The following is a 17,891-nucleotide window of genomic DNA, read 5'->3' as shown; positions in this document are numbered from 1 at the left end:
CATGTTAAAAATAGGTTCATTATCCTTTCAATCTCGTTTGTTTCTAGGAACGGGAAAGTATCCAAGCTATGAAATTCAAAAGGAAGCAGTGGAAGTTTCCGAAGCAGAAATCCTCACGTTCGCGGTAAGACGAATGAATATTTTTGAATCAAGTCAGCCGAATTTTTTAGAACAGCTAGACACCAATAAATATACGCTACTGCCAAATACAGCAGGTGCGAAAACAGCGGCTGAGGCCGTCCGTATTGCCAAATTAGCAAAAGCTTCTGGCCTATGCGATATGATTAAAGTGGAAGTGATTGGATGTGATAAAACATTACTTCCTGACCCGATTGAAACCTTAAAGGCGACAGAAGAATTAGTGAAGGAAGGATTTATTGTCCTCCCTTATACCTCAGATGATGTTGTATTAGCTAGGAAACTTCAAGAAGCTGGCTGTCATGCTGTGATGCCAGGGGCCTCGCCAATTGGATCTGGTCAAGGTATCATCAATCCCGTAAACCTTAGCTTTATTATCGAACAAGCCGTCGTTCCTGTTATTGTTGATGCTGGAATTGGCTCACCGGCCGATGCGGCTTTAGCAATGGAATTAGGAGCTGATGGCGTCTTATTGAATACGGCTGTATCAGCGGCCAAGGATCCGGTAAAAATGGCAAAAGCAATGAGATTAGCGATTGAAGCTGGACGTTTAGGCTATGAGGCCGGCCGAATCGAGAAAAAGAGATATGCTACAGCAAGCAGTCCAAAGGAAGGAATGAGTATCGGGTGATTAATCGGTACTCACGACAAGAACTTTTTTCGTCCATTGGAAAAGACGGGCAGCGGCGAATTTCCGATAAACATGTCCTCATAATTGGAGTGGGGGCACTCGGATCAGCATGTGCCGAAGCACTTGTCCGCGCTGGAATTGGTAAACTTACCATTGTTGATCGTGATTATGTAGAATGGTCCAATTTACAGCGGCAGCAGTTATATACAGAAGAAGATGCCAAAAATAGAGTTCCTAAAGTAATAGCGGCCAAAAACCGCTTAACAGCCATTAACTCTTCTGTGAAAATGGAGGCAATCATTGCGGATGCCTCTGTGTCAGAGCTGGAAGACTGGGCCAAAAAAGTTGATCTTATTATGGATGCAACGGATAATTTCGAAACAAGAATGATTATTAACGATGTATCCCAAATGTATGGTGTCCCATGGATTTACGGTGCTTGCGTTGGAAGCTACGGAATCTCCTTCACAATCATTCCTGAACAAACACCTTGCCTTTCTTGTTTAGTAGAAACCGTTCCTCTTGGAGGATTAACCTGTGATACAGCTGGAATTATTAGTCCAGCTGTTAACATGGTCGTTTCTTTTCAAATAAGTGAAGCACTGAAAATTTTGGTTGGTGACTTGGATTCATTGCGAAATAAACTTGTTTCTTTTGATCTATGGAAAAACCAATATAGTTCCATACAAGTAGATAAATTGAAAAAGAGGGATTGTCCTTCTTGCGGGGAAGAACGTACTTACCCTTATTTATCATTCGAAAATCAAACAAAAACAGCTGTCCTATGTGGAAGAGATTCAGTTCAGATACGTCCTTCGATTCCAATGGTTCGTGATTTGGAGGCTTTAGAAAAAATATTTGCGAATCAAGGAGGAGCCGTGGAGCGAAATCCTTACCTTCTATCGTATACTGTGAATTCTCACCGATTAGTAGTTTTTAGAGACGGAAGGGTTTTAGTACATGGAACGAAGGATATATCCGAAGCGAAGGCGCTATACCATAGATACTTAGGTTAATTAGAATGAAACAACGGCTGGCTCTAAATTTTCCTATATTAATATCCAGTGGTCATACTTAAACTTTCCATATTCTTCGCTAGATGGTTGACTATAAAAAAGCAAATTATCTAAATTAAAAAAATTAATTGAATATTTTTACAAATAGGTATAGTATTAAAAGTGGATATAGGGATATATGCTCTAGTCTACTTGTGAATTTAGAAAAAAGTTAGTGCGTATTTTTAAAGGCAATGAATCTCTAGACCTATTGATGCTAGAATTTAAGCCAAAATAAGACGTAGGATCTCTACGCTTATTTTGGCTTTTTTATATAAGGGCTATTTTCGCAAATAAAGAGAGGTGGGGGAAAATGGAGAGGGACGAGATAAAACGTCTAAACTTTCTGCTTCAAATATATATCGATGTCAATGTGGATAAGGATTTCTCTGTTTTATCAAAAAATGCAGACCCATTCTTTATACTGAATTTGGATGGGCAATTGGTGTATGTGAATGATGTTTGCGAAACTCTCTTAGGTTGTTCCATACCTGAATTATTACAGATGAGGTTGAGTCATATATTCCTCTCCACATGTTTGAATGAATCACAAACGTTCTTCTTCGAAAAAGGCCGGGAAAAACTAACAAATTTTGATGCAAAGATCAGTATGAGACCCGCACCCGAAACATTAATGGATGTTAATGTTACTGCATTCCCAATCCTTTTTAATAAGGAAGTGGTGGGGTCTTATGTGGTTTTAAAAGATATCACTCTAATAAAAAAAGAAAGACAATTACTATCGGAAAAACAAGCGGTGGCAGGTCAATTAGCGGCGGGAATTGCCCACGAGATTCGAAATCCGATAACAGCGATAAAAGGATTTTTACAATTAATGGCTAGGGATTATCATGGGGAGCCTATGTATTATGATATCGTAGAGTCAGAGGTTGCACGTATTGAAGTAATTCTCAAGGAACTAATGGTATTGGCAACACCAATCAAAAAAAAGTATGAAAAATTGACGATTACTTCCTTATTAGATCAAGTTCTAGCATTAATGGAGTCACAAATGTTATTAAATAATATTCAGGTTGAAAAAAAGTTTAGTTACTTGAAAGAAGCAATTTTAGGGGATGAAAATCAATTAAAACAAGTTTTTATCAATTATATAAAAAATGCAATTGAGGCCATGCCAGATGGCGGCAGGATCTTAATTGAAGGGTCCATTACTGCGGGAAAACGTGTTCAGATTCGAATCATCGACCAAGGATGCGGTATTCCTCCCGAAATGATTAACCGAATAAATGAACCGTTTTATACTACAAAAGAATATGGGACCGGACTTGGGATGCCCGTTAGTTTTCAAATCATTGAAGAGCATAAGGGGAAAGTTAATATTACCAGCAGTACGAATGGAACCTGTATCGAAGTAAGTTTACCATCCTTCACTTAAACTAAGTGATTGCTAGTAAGGTAAATATCGTGGTAAACTATTAAAGTCTAATGTCTTGCAGTCATTAGTTATGGCAGTCAACATATATTTAGCAAAAACTTATAATAATAACTTGTATGGTAAATGGAAGAAACTATAATAATAGTCGTCTTAGCCGTGACCTAACTTCTTTTCCTAGAAGTTAGGTCTTTTTATTTTCCTGAAAGGAGAAGTTAATGAGTAAATCTACACAAGAGAATTTGCTATATCTTAGCAGTACATTTAGTAAGCTCCTCAAGCGCAGATTTGGTAAGGGACCAGAAACTTGTACGATGATGTCAAAAGGAAACCGATTATATGTATATATGCGAAACTTTATTACGCCAGCAGAGGAAGTTTTGTTGGAAAATAATCAGTTGATTTTAGTCCATAATTTTCGTTCAGCCGTAATCAATGCAGTCATCAATGAGTTTAAACCGGAAGTTTCGAAGGTATTCGGGGGGGGAATTGATCATTTTTTCCATGATTGGAATTATGTTTCGAATAAAGGAATTATTCTGTTAGAAAATGTTCCATCTAGTGATGAAGTAAAAATGGAAGAAGATTTTGAAAAAACTCTTTTTAACTTAATTGATTTTGTAGGGACCCGTTATCATAAACGACCGGTTGGTTTAAAGGTAGTAAAGTTTACACAAAATATTTGTGCGATTGAAGCGAGAGATGTCCTCTTACAATTAGAAAGTTTAGCGTATGAACAAGGAAATCTCGACCTGCTGCTTCATCAAGCTAGGGAAATCAAAAGCGGTTATTTGAAAAATAAGAGTTTATTTGAGGATTTATTTAATCGCATCATCGAAGATATATTCATTGTTTGGGATTATGAAAAGAACCGAAACTATCTAATTTTTGTTTTTTATAAGGAATATCAATGAATCGAAAACATGTGGCAAAAGGATTTTCCTGCTTACCACATGTTTTTTTTTAACAAGTTGGTCTTTGGTACATAATAAAATGATGGATTTATTGTACCTGCTTAAGGAGTAGAAATGGATGATTAATCAAAATAAGGAAGAATTTATTAGTAGTTATATTAGTAAGTTGTTAAGAAAAAATTTTGGAAAAGGCCCGCAGACATGTAGGACCACCCTGTCTAAAAATCATCTCGTCACGTATATTCGCGGGTTTTTAACCCCAATGGAAGAAATCTTGTTACAGCAAGGACAGAATAGGTATGTTGACGATATAAGAGCCGTTATTATTAACCACGTCTTGAGTGAAATAACAGGGGTAGTAAAAGTGACTCTGGGAGTCGATGTAGAAGAATACTATCATGATTGGAACTTCCCAAATAATTCGGGCATTCTTATTTTTGTATTAGAGGAGATAATAGGTCAGGTTAGTCAAGTGGATATTGATACCCAAAGGTTAGAATCGGAGGTTGGGCGGCTCAGTTACTTGGTTGAAAAAGTACCTGATCATATCCATATCTATCCCATTTCACCAACCATTTATTTAGTTGAAAGAAGCGGTATACTTGTCCCTATTGAAAAGGCATTAATTGAAAAAGGGTTTGAAAAAGAACTTAGATTTACAAAGGATGAGTTGGAAAAAGTATATTTCCACCGGGAAGGTAGATTTGAGGATATTTTTAAAAAATCAATACGAGATATCTTTATTGATTGGAATTTTAAAGAAGATAAATCATTGATGGCCTTTATGCTTGGATCCTAAGGACATGTAAATAAAAAAGCTCTTCCTAATTTTCATTAGGAAGAGCTTTTTGGGTAAAGGGTGTGCAACAGTATTTCTGCTATGATCGTGAAGCGACCTTATTCAAGAACTGTAAAGTCCGTTGATTTTGGGTGTTCTCAAATACCTCTTCTGGAGTACCTTTTTCTATGATAACTCCTTGGTCCATGAAAATGACTTGGTCGGCCACATCTTTAGCAAAGTTCATTTCATGGGTTACAATGACCATCGTCATATTCTCTTTTGATAAATCCTTCATGACTTTTAAAACTTCGCCAACTAACTCAGGGTCTAATGCAGAAGTAGGTTCATCAAACAGCAGAACTTTAGGTTCCATGGCCATAGCCCGGGCGATTCCAACACGTTGTTGTTGTCCCCCTGATAATTGATGAGGATACATCTCGGCACGTTCTCTCAAACCAACTTTATCGAGAAGAGCTCGTGCTTTATTTTCTGCTTCTGACTTTGACCTTTTAAGAACAGTGGTCTGGCCTTCCATTACATTTTCAATTGCAGTCAAATGTGGAAATAGGTTGTAATTTTGAAAGACCATGCCCGTATTTTTACGAAAAGAAACAAGTTCTTTTGACTTCATTTTATTATTTTGGTCAAAATTGATGGATTGACCCCCAAGTTCAATGGAACCTTGATTAGGTATTTCTAAAAGGTTGAGACAACGTAGTAAAGTTGTTTTTCCAGAGCCGGAAGGGCCGATAATCACGGCTGTCTTTCCTGTTGGGATGGTCAGGTCAATCCCTTTTAATACTTCAAGCTGACCAAAACTTTTATGCAAATTGTCTATGTGAATCATTGTATCACCTCCATTATTTAGCTACACTTCGCTCAAATCGAATCTCCATTTTTGTCTGGATATATGAAAGAACTGTACTGAAGATTAAATAGATAAAGGCGACTTCAATGTAAATCCACAGAGGCTCATAGGTAGCAGCTGCGATTTGTTGACCTTTTTGAAATAATTCCGTAACCGTAATGGTTGCTGCTAAGGAAGTGTCTTTTACTAAACTAATAAAAGAATTCCCGAGCGGTGGCAATGATACACGGATGGCTTGAGGAATAATAATTCGTCTCATTGCCTGAGATTTGGTCATTCCTATTGAATAAGCTGCTTCCCATTGACCCTTTGGAATGGAAAGAATTGCTGCTCGAATAATTTCCGAACTGTAAGCACCTTTATTTAACGTAAAGGCAATGACCGCAGCCGGAAATGGATCAAGTGTTATTCCCATACTAGGTAATCCGTAAAATAGAATAAAGATTTGAACGAGTAAAGGAGTACCACGAAAGATCCAAACATAAAATTTGGCGACAACGTTTAAGCCTTTTAGATTGGATAGCCGTGCAAGTGCAATAAAGAAGGCTAAAATTAGCCCTAGAATAAAGGTGATAATTGTTAATGGTATCGTAAACTGAATTCCTGCTTTTAAAATAGGAAAAAAGGAATCACTAAGGATTCCTATAATTCGATCTATTCGTTCTTGGTCTGCAAACATATTGTTCCATTCCTTTACTTAGATACGTCCTCATTAAACCATTTTTTAGAGATTGCTAGGTACGTACCATCTTTTTTCATATCTGCAAGAGCGCCATTTATCGCATCAACTAGCTCTTTATTACCTTTACGGAAAAGAAAAGCATTGCTTGTTGCGTCTGCTTCTTCATAAACCTTTTTAATCGGAAGATCAGGACGCTGTTTCTTTAAGTCTAGGTATGAAAGGCTATCGTTAATTGTTGCATCAATACGTTTTGAAGTAATGAGGTCGATGGATTGATTAAATCCTTCAACAACTGTATTGGTTGCCCCATGTGCTTCAGCAATTTTGCGATAGTTACTGTCTAATGATTGTCCAACTTTTTTACCCTTTAAGTCATCAAGTGTTTTAATATCGTTATTGTTCTCATGAACAACAAGAACAGCTTTTGAGACAATATACGGTTCTGACATATCGTATTTCTCTAAACGGTCAGGACGAACAGCAACTTCATTTGCAACCATGTCATAACGCTTAGCATCAAGACCGGCGATCATGCCATCCCATTTTGTTTCAACGAAAACGGGTTTAATATCTAATCTTTTAAATACTTCTTCAGCAATTTCTATATCAAAGCCTGTTAGCTTTTGAGAGTCATCATGATAAGTAAAAGGAGCATAGGTACCTTCTGTCCCAATTGTAATTTCACCTTTTGCCTTAATCTGGTCATAAAGGCTTTTACTCTTAGCAGCAGAACTTACCTTTTCTTCTTTACTGCTACAAGCGCCTAAAGCTACGGTAAGAAGGAGGGCTAAAAAAATTAGTGCAAATTTCTTCATGTTTCTTACATCTCCTAGTATTTTTATAGGTTTTATATAAAATAACTTTACTAGAATAATATACATTAAAATAAATGTCAATTTAAAAGGTTTAATAAAGCCTAAAAAAAGCGTCCAAATCCTATTTCTAATGGGATTTGGACGCTTACTATGTGTTTTATTATTTCTCAAACCATAATCGTGTTTTGTCTTCAGGGTCACCATTGTAATTAATGCGAATTTCCTCACCAGCTTCTATGTCGGTATAGGCATAAAAGTTAATAGTGCTCTTTTTTAGTTTCCTTTTAAAGATAGCGTTCGGTTTGCTGGAATGGTTAAATAGCGAACCAATACCTAGTGCTAATGCACATTCATCGAAGTCTTTTCCCCACCAGAAGACATAGTCAATCAAAGTCGTTTTCTCCAAGTACTTAAACTCTTCTTTAGGGAAGATGATAACTGGTGACACCTCTAATAGCTCATCCTTCTTGATATTACGTGTAGCAAAAATCCCTCGCCCATGTTGAGATTGCTTTAGCTCCAACATAACTCTGTATACCTCCAGTTTCCTTTCTAACATTTTCTGATTTTTTATTAATGTATGAATAAGGAAGGTGTTTGGTATAGGTGAATAGAGGTGGAGCATAATTAAAGTGAAAAAAACCAAGTTAGGTTAATGTTTGAATTCAACCAGGGCTGCGAGGAGCGCTTTAATGTATCCAATCGAATAGACATAGCCAATATTGTTATAATTCCATTGGATGCAAGTATTTGGCCAACTAGGGTTATGTTCAATTTGTACTCCCTCAAGGATTGGAACATGGTCAGGATTCAAGCAGCCATTGTAACCAACTTTATCTAACTCTAGTAAAATCTTAAACATATTCATGTCACCGTCATCTAACAGAGCTTCTTCAAACGCTTTTGTTGTAGGCAGACTTCCTCTCACATTACGGAAATGTACAAGGAAAATTTTATCTTTTCGTCCATAGTTATTAATTTCATTGATGACAAGAGGGCTTCCGCCTTCTTCTGCGCGTGTTCCAATGCAGTATATATAACCGACATTTTTGCTAGGGAAAGCGTCGGTAAGGCGATGATAGCCAAGTCCGCCAAACAGGGTTTCAGGATGCGGGGCATCTGAAGGATGCATACCTAATAGGACGTTGTAATCTTCAGCGACTGGAACCATTTCCTTATAGGCATCACAGAATCGCAGCCATTGGTTTTCATATTCTTCCAATGATGGATGAGGGAAGTTTTCCTTTGTAAAACCAAGACTTTCCCCGCGGGCAATCGCGCCGCCTCTTTGAATAGAGCGATATTGAGTAGTCAAATGTGGGAAGGTATCACCTTCAAATCGTTGTCTAACAAGCGGTACGCCAGCTTCCCCAAATACTTTGATCGCGTTAATAGAGTTTTCTAGTTCTCTTTCACTGCCAGGTTCGTTGTTCATAAATTTAGATGAGATATCTGGCAATGTCACTCGATTAATATCCATACCAAATGACCGAATGCGGCGCTTTAATTTTATCAATTGATCTAAATCTGGATACCCTTGTTCTTTTACTCCGGCAAAGGCGGAACCTTTCCCAAAATCAATGCAGTCTACCCCTAATTGGCTTAATTGCCGTAAATCTCCATCAGTCATGTCTGTTGTATAGGATGTTATTGATATTTTCATCATGCGAGTTCTTCCCTTCTAATAGTTTGAAAAATTGTCATAATTCAATGCATAAAAGACTACTTTTCTCTTAGGTAAACAAGCGGTTTGTTATAGTATGATTGTAGTATGAATTCGTTTTCAAAGAAAATATTGGTTTTTTATAGCAAATGCAAAAAGAAATTTATATCAAGGTAAGTGAGGGGAAATTGTGGACTTTCGTGATTTTACTATTTTAGAAGTACTCTTTGAAGAAAAGAATATTAAGAAAGCAGCTGACCGCTTATACCTTTCACAACCGGCAATCACTTATCGAATACAGCAATTAGAAAAAGAACTGGATATCGTGATTCTGATCAGAGGGAATAAAGGAGTTCAATTTACACTGCAAGGAGAATACCTGGTTGAAAGTGCCAAAAGTCTCCTACTTCAAAGAAGCAAAGTTATTGAAAAAGTTCAAAATATGGGAAGTGAAGTACAAGGTACGCTTCGGCTCGGTGTTTCCAATAATTTTGCGATTTATAAATTACCTCCTATATTGGCGAGCTTTAACAAAGCGTTTCCGAAGGTCAAAATTCAACTGAAGACCGGGTTAGGGAAAGAAATTATGAAACTTTTGGAGGACGGAGAAATCCATATAGGAATTGAAAGTGCAGGGCATAAATGGGATGACCAAAAAGTGTTAATTGATCGGAATAACATTTGTTTGATTTCTAAGGAAAAACTAAGTTTAGAAGACTTGCCTACCCAAAATTTTATTTATATTGCCACTCCGTCTATTAAAAGAGTATTTGGTACTTGGTGGCAAAAACAGTTTGCCCATCCTCCTATGATAATGATGGAAACGGATTATGTAGAAACCTGTAAGAAAATGGTCATTAGTGGACTAGGTGTGGGCTTTGTCCCATCCTTTTGTTTGCAACCAGATGACCCGGTACATATTTTGAATTTACCTGCAGATAACGGAGAAGAAATTGTCTTGGAGAGTTGGATGAATTACCGAAACTCCTCGCTGGAATTATCGGTGGTGAGGGAATTTGTTAATTTTATTGGTTTGGAAGTTTCATAAATATAAGGCTCAGACTTTGACTGAGCCTTTGGATAAAAATGAAAGACAAATTTGTGGAGAACGGTAAATGCCTTAACGGTTATTAAAATAAACCGATAATGCATTCGTAATATCATCTTGCTCATTTGTTTGAATCTGATAGTGGTCACCATCTAAAGACGTGGAAAAGTCACTAAGTCCCTGATTGTGTAAAAAGCCGTCAATATCGGATAATTTCTCGCCAGGATTCTTAAGCGTTTTATGTCCCACTAAATTATCATTCACATATACTTCATATTGGTCTTCATTTAATTTTGTATTGGCATCATTGTCAATATTAACGAATGGAAAGACACCACTACTATTAATACCATTAAAAAAGCTTTGATTAGCCATTTAATTACCTCCAGTTTATTTCAGATATTGTTATTTTTTCCTAAAATAAGAAAGATATGACCGACATAGTGGATATTATTGGACTCCAACTCTATGTGTTGTTGTTCTTTTATTAATTTTAGAAGAATAAGGAAGGAGATTTAATAAATACAACGAATTTAATTACAGTTGCTGACTTATTTATTGGGGATGATTACTTGGATAAAAAGATTTATGTGATAAGGCACTGTGAAGCAAAAGGTCAATCGAGTGAGGCCCAACTTACTGAAAGAGGAGTTAGGCAAGCGGCCGATTTAGCCGAGTTCTTTGCAGACATGAAAATTAACCGTATCATTTCAAGTCCCTATTTACGCGCAGTCCAGTCAATTGAGCGGGTTGCTGAGCGAGAAGAAATTGACTTTGTGGTCGAAAATAGGTTAACTGAGCGAATTTTAAGTACGGAAAATTTACCTGATTGGCTTGATAAACTAAAAGCAACATTTGATGACCTAGATTTAACGTTCGACCACGGTGAGTCCAGCCGTGAAGCGATGCACCGCATTGTAAGTGTGGTAGAGAAGATATTAAAGAGTGATTCGGAAAACACGCTCCTCGTTACCCATGGGAATTTAATGTCTTTACTATTAAAAAATTATCTTCCGGACTTTGGTTTTGAGCAATGGAGAAACCTTAGCAATCCGGATGTGTTTCTGTTAAAGTCTGTGAACGGTGAAGTTACTATAGATAGGCTATGGCAGGGTTAGGTTAGGTTTGAAATATTACAAAGGGCTTTAAGGAAAACGCAGGTAATTATTCCGATTATTGAACATGGGGCCTGGACCCATGGAGATGCTGAGAGAGAAGCAATAGACGAAATTTAAGAATTAAGCTTTAGAATTGAGAAGGGAATTAAACTGACAATACCGCTGAAGAGTAACAGAATAGGGAATGCTATTAGTAAGATATTAAGGGTGTCAGGCACCATTCATAATGGTCTATAACTATCAAAACCAGATGAATTATATTTAAGGAGGATACTATGAAATTATCTAAAACTTTACGGCTTACTCTTTTTCTAACTGTGGCCTTGTTTTTATTCAGCACAATAGTAAGCCCTAACAAACAAGTAGAAGCTGCGACAACACAATCAGCCACAGTAACAGTTGATAAATTAAATGTGAGAAGTGGTGCGGGAACAAAGTATAAGAAGGTTGGTACGTTAAAAAAGGGGACAAAGGTAACCGTCTATTCCAAAAAAGCGAGTGGTTATTCCGAAATTCGTTTTAAGAGCAAGAAAGCGTATGTGATGACAAAATACCTGAAGTTCGCCCCAAAAGGTGTTACAGTAGTAAAATATAAGTATAAGAATATAAGTAAGCTGTCTTATCCTCAAGTAAAAGGACTAAAAAGTAAAGCAGCAGAAAAGAAAATCAACCAAGCATTATTAACTTATGCTTCAGCCGCTTATAAAGAATATTTACAAATGTTAAAAGATGAAAAAGAGATTCGTAAAGATGTGGAATTTTGTGGTGAATATTCCTTTGCATGCGACTATGATTATACAACAACATACAAAGTAAAATATAACAATGGAAAGATTTTAAGCATCCTCATCAATGACTATGGCTACTATGGTGGGGCACATGGAACAGGAACAGTTACTTCGTTTAATTTTAGAATTAGTAATGGTCAAAAAGTAAAATTAAGTGATGTACTAAATTCAAAGACTAAAGTCAGTAAAGTCCAGCGGTATGCGTATAACTATATGACAAGGCACAACGAGACATTTTACGTATCGCAACTTAGCGATGTGGCCATTAATAACAAAACCCAATTCTATTACACAGATTCCGGTATTATCTTAGTTTTTCAAGAATATGAAGTAGGACCTTATTCTTCGGGAAACCCTACTGTAAAAATACCAAGTAAAATCTATAAGTAATCGACAAGCACTGGCATATGGTCAGTGCTTGTTTTTTGCCTGAAGGTTAAAGGGTAACGAAATATAGGTGAAAAATCCCTAAACGGTTATAATGATGGTGGAGTTGATATAGATGGAATCGAACGAAATCAGTAAACGGATTGATGCACTTGATTATTTACGAGGCCTTGCCCTCATGGGAATTCTTTTGGTAAATGTCATCCCATCACTTTCAGTAAAATCACCACTTTCCGGTACCAGCGATGCAACGTATTGGAGATTTCTATACCTATTTGTCGAAGGGCGCTTTTATACAATTTTTACTTTTTTGTTTGGTGTAGGGTTTTATCTATTTATCTCGAGGTCAATGGCGAAAGGGAAAAATGGGTACGTGTTGTTTTTGCGGAGGATTGTCGTTTTGTTTTTACTTGGGTCCGTCCATGTACAATTCCAACCAGGGGAAGCATTATCGATTTACGCCGTTTGCGGTCTGATCATCTTACCTTTTTATAGAGTTGACAAGGTTGTGAATCTTGTTTTTGGAATGGGCATGTTGCTCGTCATAAGTTTGTATGCTGAAAAAATATTTATGGTAGTCCCGTTGATGATGCTAGGAATCGCTGCTGGACAGTTTCGATTAGTTGAACGGATGACAAATCACTGGAAAGTGACAACCATTTTTACAGGTGTTATGTTTGTTTTAAGTTCAGCAGGTCTTATTTATCAGTATCAATATGCCCCGTTTGTATTTGGATTAAGTGATGTGTCTCAGAAAACGCAGCAATTCTTAAGGATTGGAATCATGATTGGCCCGATTGTCTCTGCTTTTTATGTGGGGATGCTGCTTGTACTTCTGAATTTTCCCGTCATCCGGCGGATTCTCGCACCTTTAAAAAGCTACGGACGGTTGGCACTGACTAACTATGTTTCACAAACAGCATTAATGTTGCTCGCAGGTAATGTTTTTGATTTATTCAATCAATTGACGTATATCCAAACTCTTTACCTGTGTGTGGCGATTTATGTCATCCAGCTTATTTTTAGTACAGTCTGGCTTCGGTTTTTTAGATTCGGGCCACTGGAATGGGTGTGGCGACTGTTAACTTATTTGGAATTCCCCCCAATGCGAAAAACGCCATCCTCATGATAGGTGACTCGAAAAGATTAGGTCAGTCCTCTAGTGTTGAATAAATGCTAAAGGACTGACCTTATTTTTGTTTATGGATTATGTCGGAGAAGATGGTTATTTTTCAATTTCTACATCATGTTCCTTAGCTAGTTTATTCAATTTAGTTTGATATTCTCGAAGATGTTTTCGTGCATCCGCCAACATGTCATTAGCTTTTTGAATCAAGTCTGCATCCTGTTTTTCTATCGCCTGTTTAATGATAGCAAAGGCGTTAAATTGTATTTCTGCCCCTTCAACATATATTTCGTGAATTTCTCTTACCTCATCGGTTTCAATCTTTACAGAATCTAATTCTTTAATAAATTCGTTGTAATTGGGAATGACATCACGATTTAAGACCTCGTACATGGTCTGATCATCCTGATAGTTTGTACCCGAGACCCCTTCATAGGCCGAAACAGCAGTCCTTTCTAATTTCGCAGCTTCCTTCATTTCTTTATTTACATAATTAAGTAAATCATCTTGAACTGGATCATTGGAACATCCGGCCAATAAAATCAATATGGGTAAGAATATAGTCAATAGCCATTTTTTCACTACATTCACCTCCTAATGCCCAATTTATGAGGGTTAGGAAGTCCAATATGAGTATGGAACGGATTATTTTATTACTCAGTTGGTATACAGTTTTGGAATTAAAATCTGGGGAAAAATGTTTCATTTTGAAAGTTTAATTGAAAAAAGTTCTCAATTAGATGTTGACTCCAAATTTCTGAATGTTATAATCAAATTCATGAATAAGTGATAATGATTTTCATTATCACTAATAGAATGCTAGAAATGATGGGGACGGTTATGAAGAAACGATATTTACTATTAGCGTTAATAATATTATCTGCAACCTCGCTATTTGTTGGTGTAAGCAGTCTATCGCCATTAGACTTGCTGGACTTCCAAAAAGAGAAGACGCAAATTTTCTTGGTGAGCAGAGTACCTAGACTCGTTGCGATCCTACTCGCGGGGGCAGGGATGAGTATAGCTGGATTGATTATGCAGCAGTTGAGTCGGAACAAATTTGTTTCACCGACAACCGCTGGAACCTTGGATGCAACTCGGCTTGGAATTCTCGTCTCCATGTTGCTATTTGCAAATGCAACCATGCTTGAAAAAATGGCGGTAGCCTTTGTCTTTGCTCTTGGGGGAACCTTTTTATTTATGCAAATACTCGACCGAATCAAGTTTAAGGATGCCATTTACATTCCGCTGATTGGCTTAATGTTCGGTAATATTTTGTCCTCGGTTACCACATTTTTTGCTTACCGAGAAGACGTCATTCAAAATATGTCAGCCTGGCTCCAAGGGGATTTTTCAATGATTATGAAAGGTCGTTATGAACTTCTCTACATAAGTATCCCAATTTTAGTTATTGCCTATTTTTATGCCAACCGCTTTACTGTGGCCGGGATGGGTGAAGATTTTTCAAAAAATTTAGGTCTTGCCTATCGCAGTGTGGTTAACATCGGGTTGATACTCGTTGCTCTAATTACGGCATCCGTTGTCCTGACCGTCGGAATTATCCCATTTCTCGGCTTAATTATTCCGAATATTATCTCTATTTACAAAGGAGACCATTTACAAAAAACGTTGCCGCATACAGCCATTCTGGGGGCTATTTTCCTGTTGGTTTGTGATATTTTAGGCCGAATGCTCATTTATCCATATGAGATTTCAATCAGTCTCATGGTTGGTGTGATTGGCAGTGGCACGTTCTTATATCTGCTATTTCGGAGGAAGGCCTATGCGTAATCCGTTGAGAATGGCCTGTCTCGTTTTGATTGCTGCGGGATGCTGTGCCGTATACCTGATTCATGATTTAAATGGAAGCTTTGATTATGCGTTGCCAAGGCGGGTAACAAAAGTACTTGCCATGGTGCTGACGGGCTTTACCATCGCTTATGCCACTGTGGTGTTTCAGACAATTACGCATAATCGAATTTTAACACCAAGTATCATGGGATTAGATGCCCTTTATCTTTTATTACAGACAGTGATTATTTTCTTCTTAGGTTCTTCCCATCTGATTGTCAGCAATAAACAAATAAACTTTTTACTTTCCGTTGCGGTGATGATTGTGTTTGCCCTTTTCTTATATCGATTCTTGTTTAAAAAGAGCGGTCAATCCATCTACTTTTTATTATTGATTGGAATTATTGTTGGAACATTCTTTTCGAGTATCTCGACGTTTTTACAAGTGCTGATTGATCCGAATGAGTTTCTGATTGTCCAAGATCGGATGTTTGCTAGTTTCAATAATATCAACTCAGACTTAGTGTGGGTGGCGATTGTTATCGTAATGCTTGTGCTGATTTATGCATGGCGGTATATAAAGTATCTCGATGTTTTATCACTAGGACGGGAGATGGCGATTAATCTAGGGGTTCCATATGATTCGATTGTGAAGCAAATGCTTGTGATTGTTGCCATCTTTATTTCAATCTCAACAGCACTAGTTGGACCGATAACATTTTTTGGATTAATTGTTGCCAACCTGTCCTATCAATTTTTTCATACATACAAACACAAGACTTTGATAAGCGGTGCGGTTCTTATGAGTGTCATCGCACTTGTCGGGGGGCAGTGGTTTGTTGAACGGGTCTTTACTTTTTCGACGACGTTAAGTGTCATTATCAACTTTATCGGCGGTGTCTATTTCATCTATTTACTGCTAAAGGAGAGGAAAACTGCATGATAACAGTGAGATCATTGTCAAAGTTTTACGGAAAAAAAACGGTGGTAAAAGATGTTACGATCAATATTCAACCAGGAAAAATAACATCCTTTATAGGCCCAAACGGAGCGGGGAAATCCACACTCTTGTCGATGGTCAGCCGTTTGCTCGATGCTGATACAGGTGAAGTGCTGATTGATCAATCAGATGTTCGAAGGATGAGATCTAATGATTTTGCCAAGCGGGTTTCAATTTTAAAACAGTCGAATTACATGAATGTCCGCCTCACAATCCGAGAACTTGTTTCCTTTGGGAGGTTCCCATATTCAAAGGGGAGGTTAACGGAGGACGATGAACGGATTGTCGACCAATCGCTCGAGTATATGCATTTAACTGACATGCAGGATAGCTTTTTAGATGAGTTATCCGGTGGTCAGCGCCAGCGTGCCTTTATTGCGATGGTTATCGCGCAAGATACAGAGTATATTCTCCTTGATGAGCCGTTAAATAATTTGGATATGAAGCACTCTGTTCAGATTATGAAAATCTTACGGAGATTGGTTGATGAGCTTGGCAAAACTGTCGTCATCGTTCTCCATGATATTAACTTTGCATCGGTCTATTCTGACCGGATTGTTGCCATGAAGGATGGTAAGGTCGTGAAAGATGGGCCGACCGAGGAGATTATTCAGTCAAAGGCGTTGAGTGAGATTTACGATATGGAAATTCCGATTCAGGAAATGAATAACTGCAGAATCTGTGTTTATTTTAATTCATAATAAAGGGGAGTTTTAAAGATGAAGAAATGGAGTTTATTGACGCTGGTGTTTGCGATGATTCTTGTGTTAGCCGCGTGTGGTTCAAATGAAAAGGGGCAAACTGAAACGGCATCTGCTAGTAAGGAATCAGCAGAGAAAATGACGATTAAACATCAATATGGGGAGGTTAAAGTGAAGAAGAACCCTGAAAAGGTAGTTGTATTTGATTTTGGTGTCCTTGATACCCTAGACGAGTTAGGTATTGATGTCACAGGGGTACCACAAACAGCGGTCCCATCCTATTTGAAAAAATATGAGGATAAGAAATATACGAATGTTGGCAGTTTAAAAGAACCGGACTTTGAAGCCATTCATGAGCTGCAGCCAGATGTTATTTTTATTTCAGGGCGTCAGGCGGAATTATACGATCAATTTGCTGAGATTGCACCAACGGTCTATATTGGCCTTGATTATAAAAACTATATGGAATCCTTCGAAAAAAATATGAACCTAATTGGGGAAATCTTTGGCAAGGAAGACAAAGTGGCAAGTGATTTAAAAGAAATTGATGATAGTATTGAAAAGCTAAATACAAGGGCGTCATCCCTTAATAAGAAAGGTCTTATTCTGCTAGCAAATGAAGGCAAAGTCAGTGCCTACGGACCAAGTTCCCGTTTCGGCGTAATCCATGATGTATTTGGATTTGGTGCAGCTGATCAAGACATTGAGGTATCCACACATGGACAGAGCATTACGTTTGAGTACATTATGGAGAAAAATCCTGACGTATTGTTTGTAATCGACCGTGCGACAGCAGTTGGCGGTGAAATCGGTGCAAAGGAAATTATTGAAAATGAATTAGTTAAAAAAACAACGGCCTTTAAGAACGATAAGATTGTCTACCTTGATGCAGACACCTGGTACCTAAGCGGTGGAGGCTTAAAATCTGTCAAATCTATGGCTAAAGAAATTGAGAGTTCCTTATAATAGTTTTGAAAAAAGGTAAATAGAAT

20 protein-coding genes are annotated in these 17,891 nt (G+C 37.6%); 13 read left to right on the top strand and 7 right to left on the bottom strand.

The genetic code is table 11. The features are described from left to right. Position 1 precedes the first annotated feature (1 nt). The 5 genes from BR30_RS0108490 to BR30_RS0108470 all read left to right on the top strand — a co-directional run bounded on the left by BR30_RS0108490 (position 2) and on the right by BR30_RS0108470 (position 4,930). Positions 2-769 (top strand): thiazole synthase, encoded by a 768-nt coding sequence (locus BR30_RS0108490; protein WP_026564657.1) that lies wholly within the window; start codon positions 2-4, stop codon positions 767-769. Continuing rightward, positions 766-1,785, top strand: coding sequence for a thiazole biosynthesis adenylyltransferase ThiF (locus tag BR30_RS0108485; protein ID WP_026564656.1), 1,020 nt, complete (start codon positions 766-768; stop codon positions 1,783-1,785). The genes BR30_RS0108490 and BR30_RS0108485 overlap by 4 nt, the downstream gene beginning before the upstream one ends. 352 nt (positions 1,786-2,137) lie before the next feature. Then, positions 2,138-3,220 (top strand): ATP-binding protein, encoded by a 1,083-nt coding sequence (locus tag BR30_RS32870; RefSeq protein ID WP_051633521.1) that lies wholly within the window; start codon positions 2,138-2,140, stop codon positions 3,218-3,220. Between the two features lie 215 nt (positions 3,221-3,435). After that, the gene (locus BR30_RS0108475) at positions 3,436-4,131 is read left to right on the top strand and encodes a Na-translocating system protein MpsC family protein (protein ID WP_026564655.1); all 696 of its coding nucleotides are present in this window, start codon (positions 3,436-3,438) and stop codon (positions 4,129-4,131) included. A gap of 118 nt (positions 4,132-4,249) precedes the next feature. Then, positions 4,250-4,930, top strand: coding sequence for a Na-translocating system protein MpsC family protein (locus BR30_RS0108470; protein WP_026564654.1), 681 nt, complete (start codon positions 4,250-4,252; stop codon positions 4,928-4,930). Between the two features lie 79 nt (positions 4,931-5,009). Here BR30_RS0108470 and BR30_RS0108465 read toward each other — a convergent pair whose 3' ends face one another. From BR30_RS0108465 to BR30_RS0108445, 5 genes are all read right to left on the bottom strand, one after another. Further along, complete coding sequence (locus BR30_RS0108465; RefSeq protein WP_026564653.1) at positions 5,010-5,759, bottom strand: amino acid ABC transporter ATP-binding protein; 750 nt, start codon at positions 5,757-5,759, stop codon at positions 5,010-5,012. Between the two features lie 13 nt (positions 5,760-5,772). Then, complete coding sequence (locus BR30_RS0108460; RefSeq protein ID WP_026564652.1) at positions 5,773-6,459, bottom strand: amino acid ABC transporter permease; 687 nt, start codon at positions 6,457-6,459, stop codon at positions 5,773-5,775. Positions 6,460-6,473: 14 nt separating this feature from the next. Then, positions 6,474-7,277 carry an amino acid ABC transporter substrate-binding protein gene (locus BR30_RS0108455; protein WP_026564651.1) on the bottom strand — a complete coding sequence of 268 codons (804 nt, stop codon included), beginning with the start codon at positions 7,275-7,277 and terminating at the stop codon, positions 6,474-6,476. Positions 7,278-7,437: 160 nt separating this feature from the next. Further along, complete coding sequence (locus BR30_RS0108450) at positions 7,438-7,803, bottom strand: SET domain-containing protein (protein WP_026564650.1); 366 nt, start codon at positions 7,801-7,803, stop codon at positions 7,438-7,440. A gap of 126 nt (positions 7,804-7,929) precedes the next feature. After that, positions 7,930-8,940: a mannonate dehydratase gene (locus BR30_RS0108445; RefSeq protein WP_231507648.1), complete on the bottom strand. Its 1,011-nt coding sequence runs from the start codon at positions 8,938-8,940 to the stop codon at positions 7,930-7,932. A gap of 190 nt (positions 8,941-9,130) precedes the next feature. Here BR30_RS0108445 and BR30_RS0108440 point away from each other — a divergent pair, with 190 nt between their 5' ends. Beyond that, a complete protein-coding gene (locus BR30_RS0108440; protein ID WP_026564648.1) occupies positions 9,131-9,988 on the top strand; it encodes a LysR family transcriptional regulator in 858 nt (285 codons plus the stop codon). Between the two features lie 72 nt (positions 9,989-10,060). Here the strand turns inward: BR30_RS0108440 and BR30_RS0108435 are convergent, their stop codons facing one another. Next, entirely contained in the window at positions 10,061-10,363 is a 303-nt protein-coding gene (locus tag BR30_RS0108435) for a hypothetical protein (protein WP_051633520.1), read from the bottom strand. A gap of 197 nt (positions 10,364-10,560) precedes the next feature. Here BR30_RS0108435 and BR30_RS0108430 point away from each other — a divergent pair, with 197 nt between their 5' ends. The 3 genes from BR30_RS0108430 to BR30_RS0108420 all read left to right on the top strand — a co-directional run bounded on the left by BR30_RS0108430 (position 10,561) and on the right by BR30_RS0108420 (position 13,410). Further along, entirely contained in the window at positions 10,561-11,106 is a 546-nt protein-coding gene (locus BR30_RS0108430) for a histidine phosphatase family protein (protein ID WP_026564646.1), read from the top strand. A 275-nt stretch (positions 11,107-11,381) separates the two neighbouring features. Continuing rightward, positions 11,382-12,284 (top strand): PdaC/SigV domain-containing protein, encoded by a 903-nt coding sequence (locus BR30_RS35160; RefSeq protein ID WP_051633519.1) that lies wholly within the window; start codon positions 11,382-11,384, stop codon positions 12,282-12,284. Positions 12,285-12,396: 112 nt separating this feature from the next. Further along, entirely contained in the window at positions 12,397-13,410 is a 1,014-nt protein-coding gene (locus BR30_RS0108420) for a DUF418 domain-containing protein (protein WP_026564645.1), read from the top strand. 96 nt (positions 13,411-13,506) lie between these two features. Here the strand turns inward: BR30_RS0108420 and BR30_RS0108415 are convergent, their stop codons facing one another. Continuing rightward, a complete protein-coding gene (locus BR30_RS0108415; protein ID WP_026564644.1) occupies positions 13,507-13,989 on the bottom strand; it encodes a hypothetical protein in 483 nt (160 codons plus the stop codon). 258 nt (positions 13,990-14,247) lie between these two features. On the opposite strand from BR30_RS0108415, the gene BR30_RS0108405 reads away from it, so the two are divergent. The 4 genes from BR30_RS0108405 to BR30_RS0108390 are packed head-to-tail and all read left to right on the top strand — an operon-like array spanning position 14,248 to position 17,865. Then, complete coding sequence (locus tag BR30_RS0108405; protein WP_026564643.1) at positions 14,248-15,198, top strand: ABC transporter permease; 951 nt, start codon at positions 14,248-14,250, stop codon at positions 15,196-15,198. Beyond that, complete coding sequence (locus BR30_RS0108400; RefSeq protein ID WP_026564642.1) at positions 15,191-16,141, top strand: iron chelate uptake ABC transporter family permease subunit; 951 nt, start codon at positions 15,191-15,193, stop codon at positions 16,139-16,141. The genes BR30_RS0108405 and BR30_RS0108400 overlap by 8 nt, the downstream gene beginning before the upstream one ends. Further along, positions 16,138-16,899, top strand: a complete 762-nt coding sequence (locus BR30_RS0108395; protein ID WP_026564641.1) for an iron ABC transporter ATP-binding protein — start codon at positions 16,138-16,140, stop codon at positions 16,897-16,899. Before BR30_RS0108400 ends, BR30_RS0108395 begins: the two co-directional genes overlap by 4 nt. A gap of 18 nt (positions 16,900-16,917) precedes the next feature. Next, the gene (locus BR30_RS0108390) at positions 16,918-17,865 is read left to right on the top strand and encodes a siderophore ABC transporter substrate-binding protein (protein WP_026564640.1); all 948 of its coding nucleotides are present in this window, start codon (positions 16,918-16,920) and stop codon (positions 17,863-17,865) included. The last annotated feature ends 26 nt before the right edge of the window (positions 17,866-17,891 follow it).

It is taken from the genome of Bacillus sp. UNC41MFS5, from assembly GCF_000686805.1.
This window is presented reverse-complemented; position numbering and strand designations above follow the sequence as displayed.

Bases quoted from the DNA above. Each gene is read 5' to 3' on its own strand.
- BR30_RS0108390 (WP_026564640.1), top strand. From the start codon at position 16,918: ATGAAGAAATGGAGTTTATTGACGCTGGTGTTTGCGATGATTCTTGTG.
- BR30_RS0108490 (WP_026564657.1), top strand. From the start codon at position 2: ATGTTAAAAATAGGTTCATTATCCTTTCAATCTCGTTTGTTTCTAGGA.
- BR30_RS0108470 (WP_026564654.1), top strand. From the start codon at position 4,250: ATGATTAATCAAAATAAGGAAGAATTTATTAGTAGTTATATTAGTAAG.
- BR30_RS0108445 (WP_231507648.1), bottom strand. From the start codon at position 8,940: ATGAAAATATCAATAACATCCTATACAACAGACATGACTGATGGAGAT.
- BR30_RS0108395 (WP_026564641.1), top strand. From the start codon at position 16,138: ATGATAACAGTGAGATCATTGTCAAAGTTTTACGGAAAAAAAACGGTG.
- BR30_RS0108400 (WP_026564642.1), top strand. From the start codon at position 15,191: ATGCGTAATCCGTTGAGAATGGCCTGTCTCGTTTTGATTGCTGCGGGA.
- BR30_RS0108405 (WP_026564643.1), top strand. From the start codon at position 14,248: ATGAAGAAACGATATTTACTATTAGCGTTAATAATATTATCTGCAACC.
- BR30_RS32870 (WP_051633521.1), top strand. From the start codon at position 2,138: ATGGAGAGGGACGAGATAAAACGTCTAAACTTTCTGCTTCAAATATAT.
- BR30_RS0108455 (WP_026564651.1), bottom strand. From the start codon at position 7,277: ATGAAGAAATTTGCACTAATTTTTTTAGCCCTCCTTCTTACCGTAGCT.
- BR30_RS0108420 (WP_026564645.1), top strand. From the start codon at position 12,397: ATGGAATCGAACGAAATCAGTAAACGGATTGATGCACTTGATTATTTA.
- BR30_RS0108450 (WP_026564650.1), bottom strand. From the start codon at position 7,803: ATGTTGGAGCTAAAGCAATCTCAACATGGGCGAGGGATTTTTGCTACA.
- BR30_RS35160 (WP_051633519.1), top strand. From the start codon at position 11,382: ATGAAATTATCTAAAACTTTACGGCTTACTCTTTTTCTAACTGTGGCC.
- BR30_RS0108465 (WP_026564653.1), bottom strand. From the start codon at position 5,759: ATGATTCACATAGACAATTTGCATAAAAGTTTTGGTCAGCTTGAAGTA.
- BR30_RS0108460 (WP_026564652.1), bottom strand. From the start codon at position 6,459: ATGTTTGCAGACCAAGAACGAATAGATCGAATTATAGGAATCCTTAGT.
- BR30_RS0108475 (WP_026564655.1), top strand. From the start codon at position 3,436: ATGAGTAAATCTACACAAGAGAATTTGCTATATCTTAGCAGTACATTT.
- BR30_RS0108435 (WP_051633520.1), bottom strand. From the start codon at position 10,363: ATGGCTAATCAAAGCTTTTTTAATGGTATTAATAGTAGTGGTGTCTTT.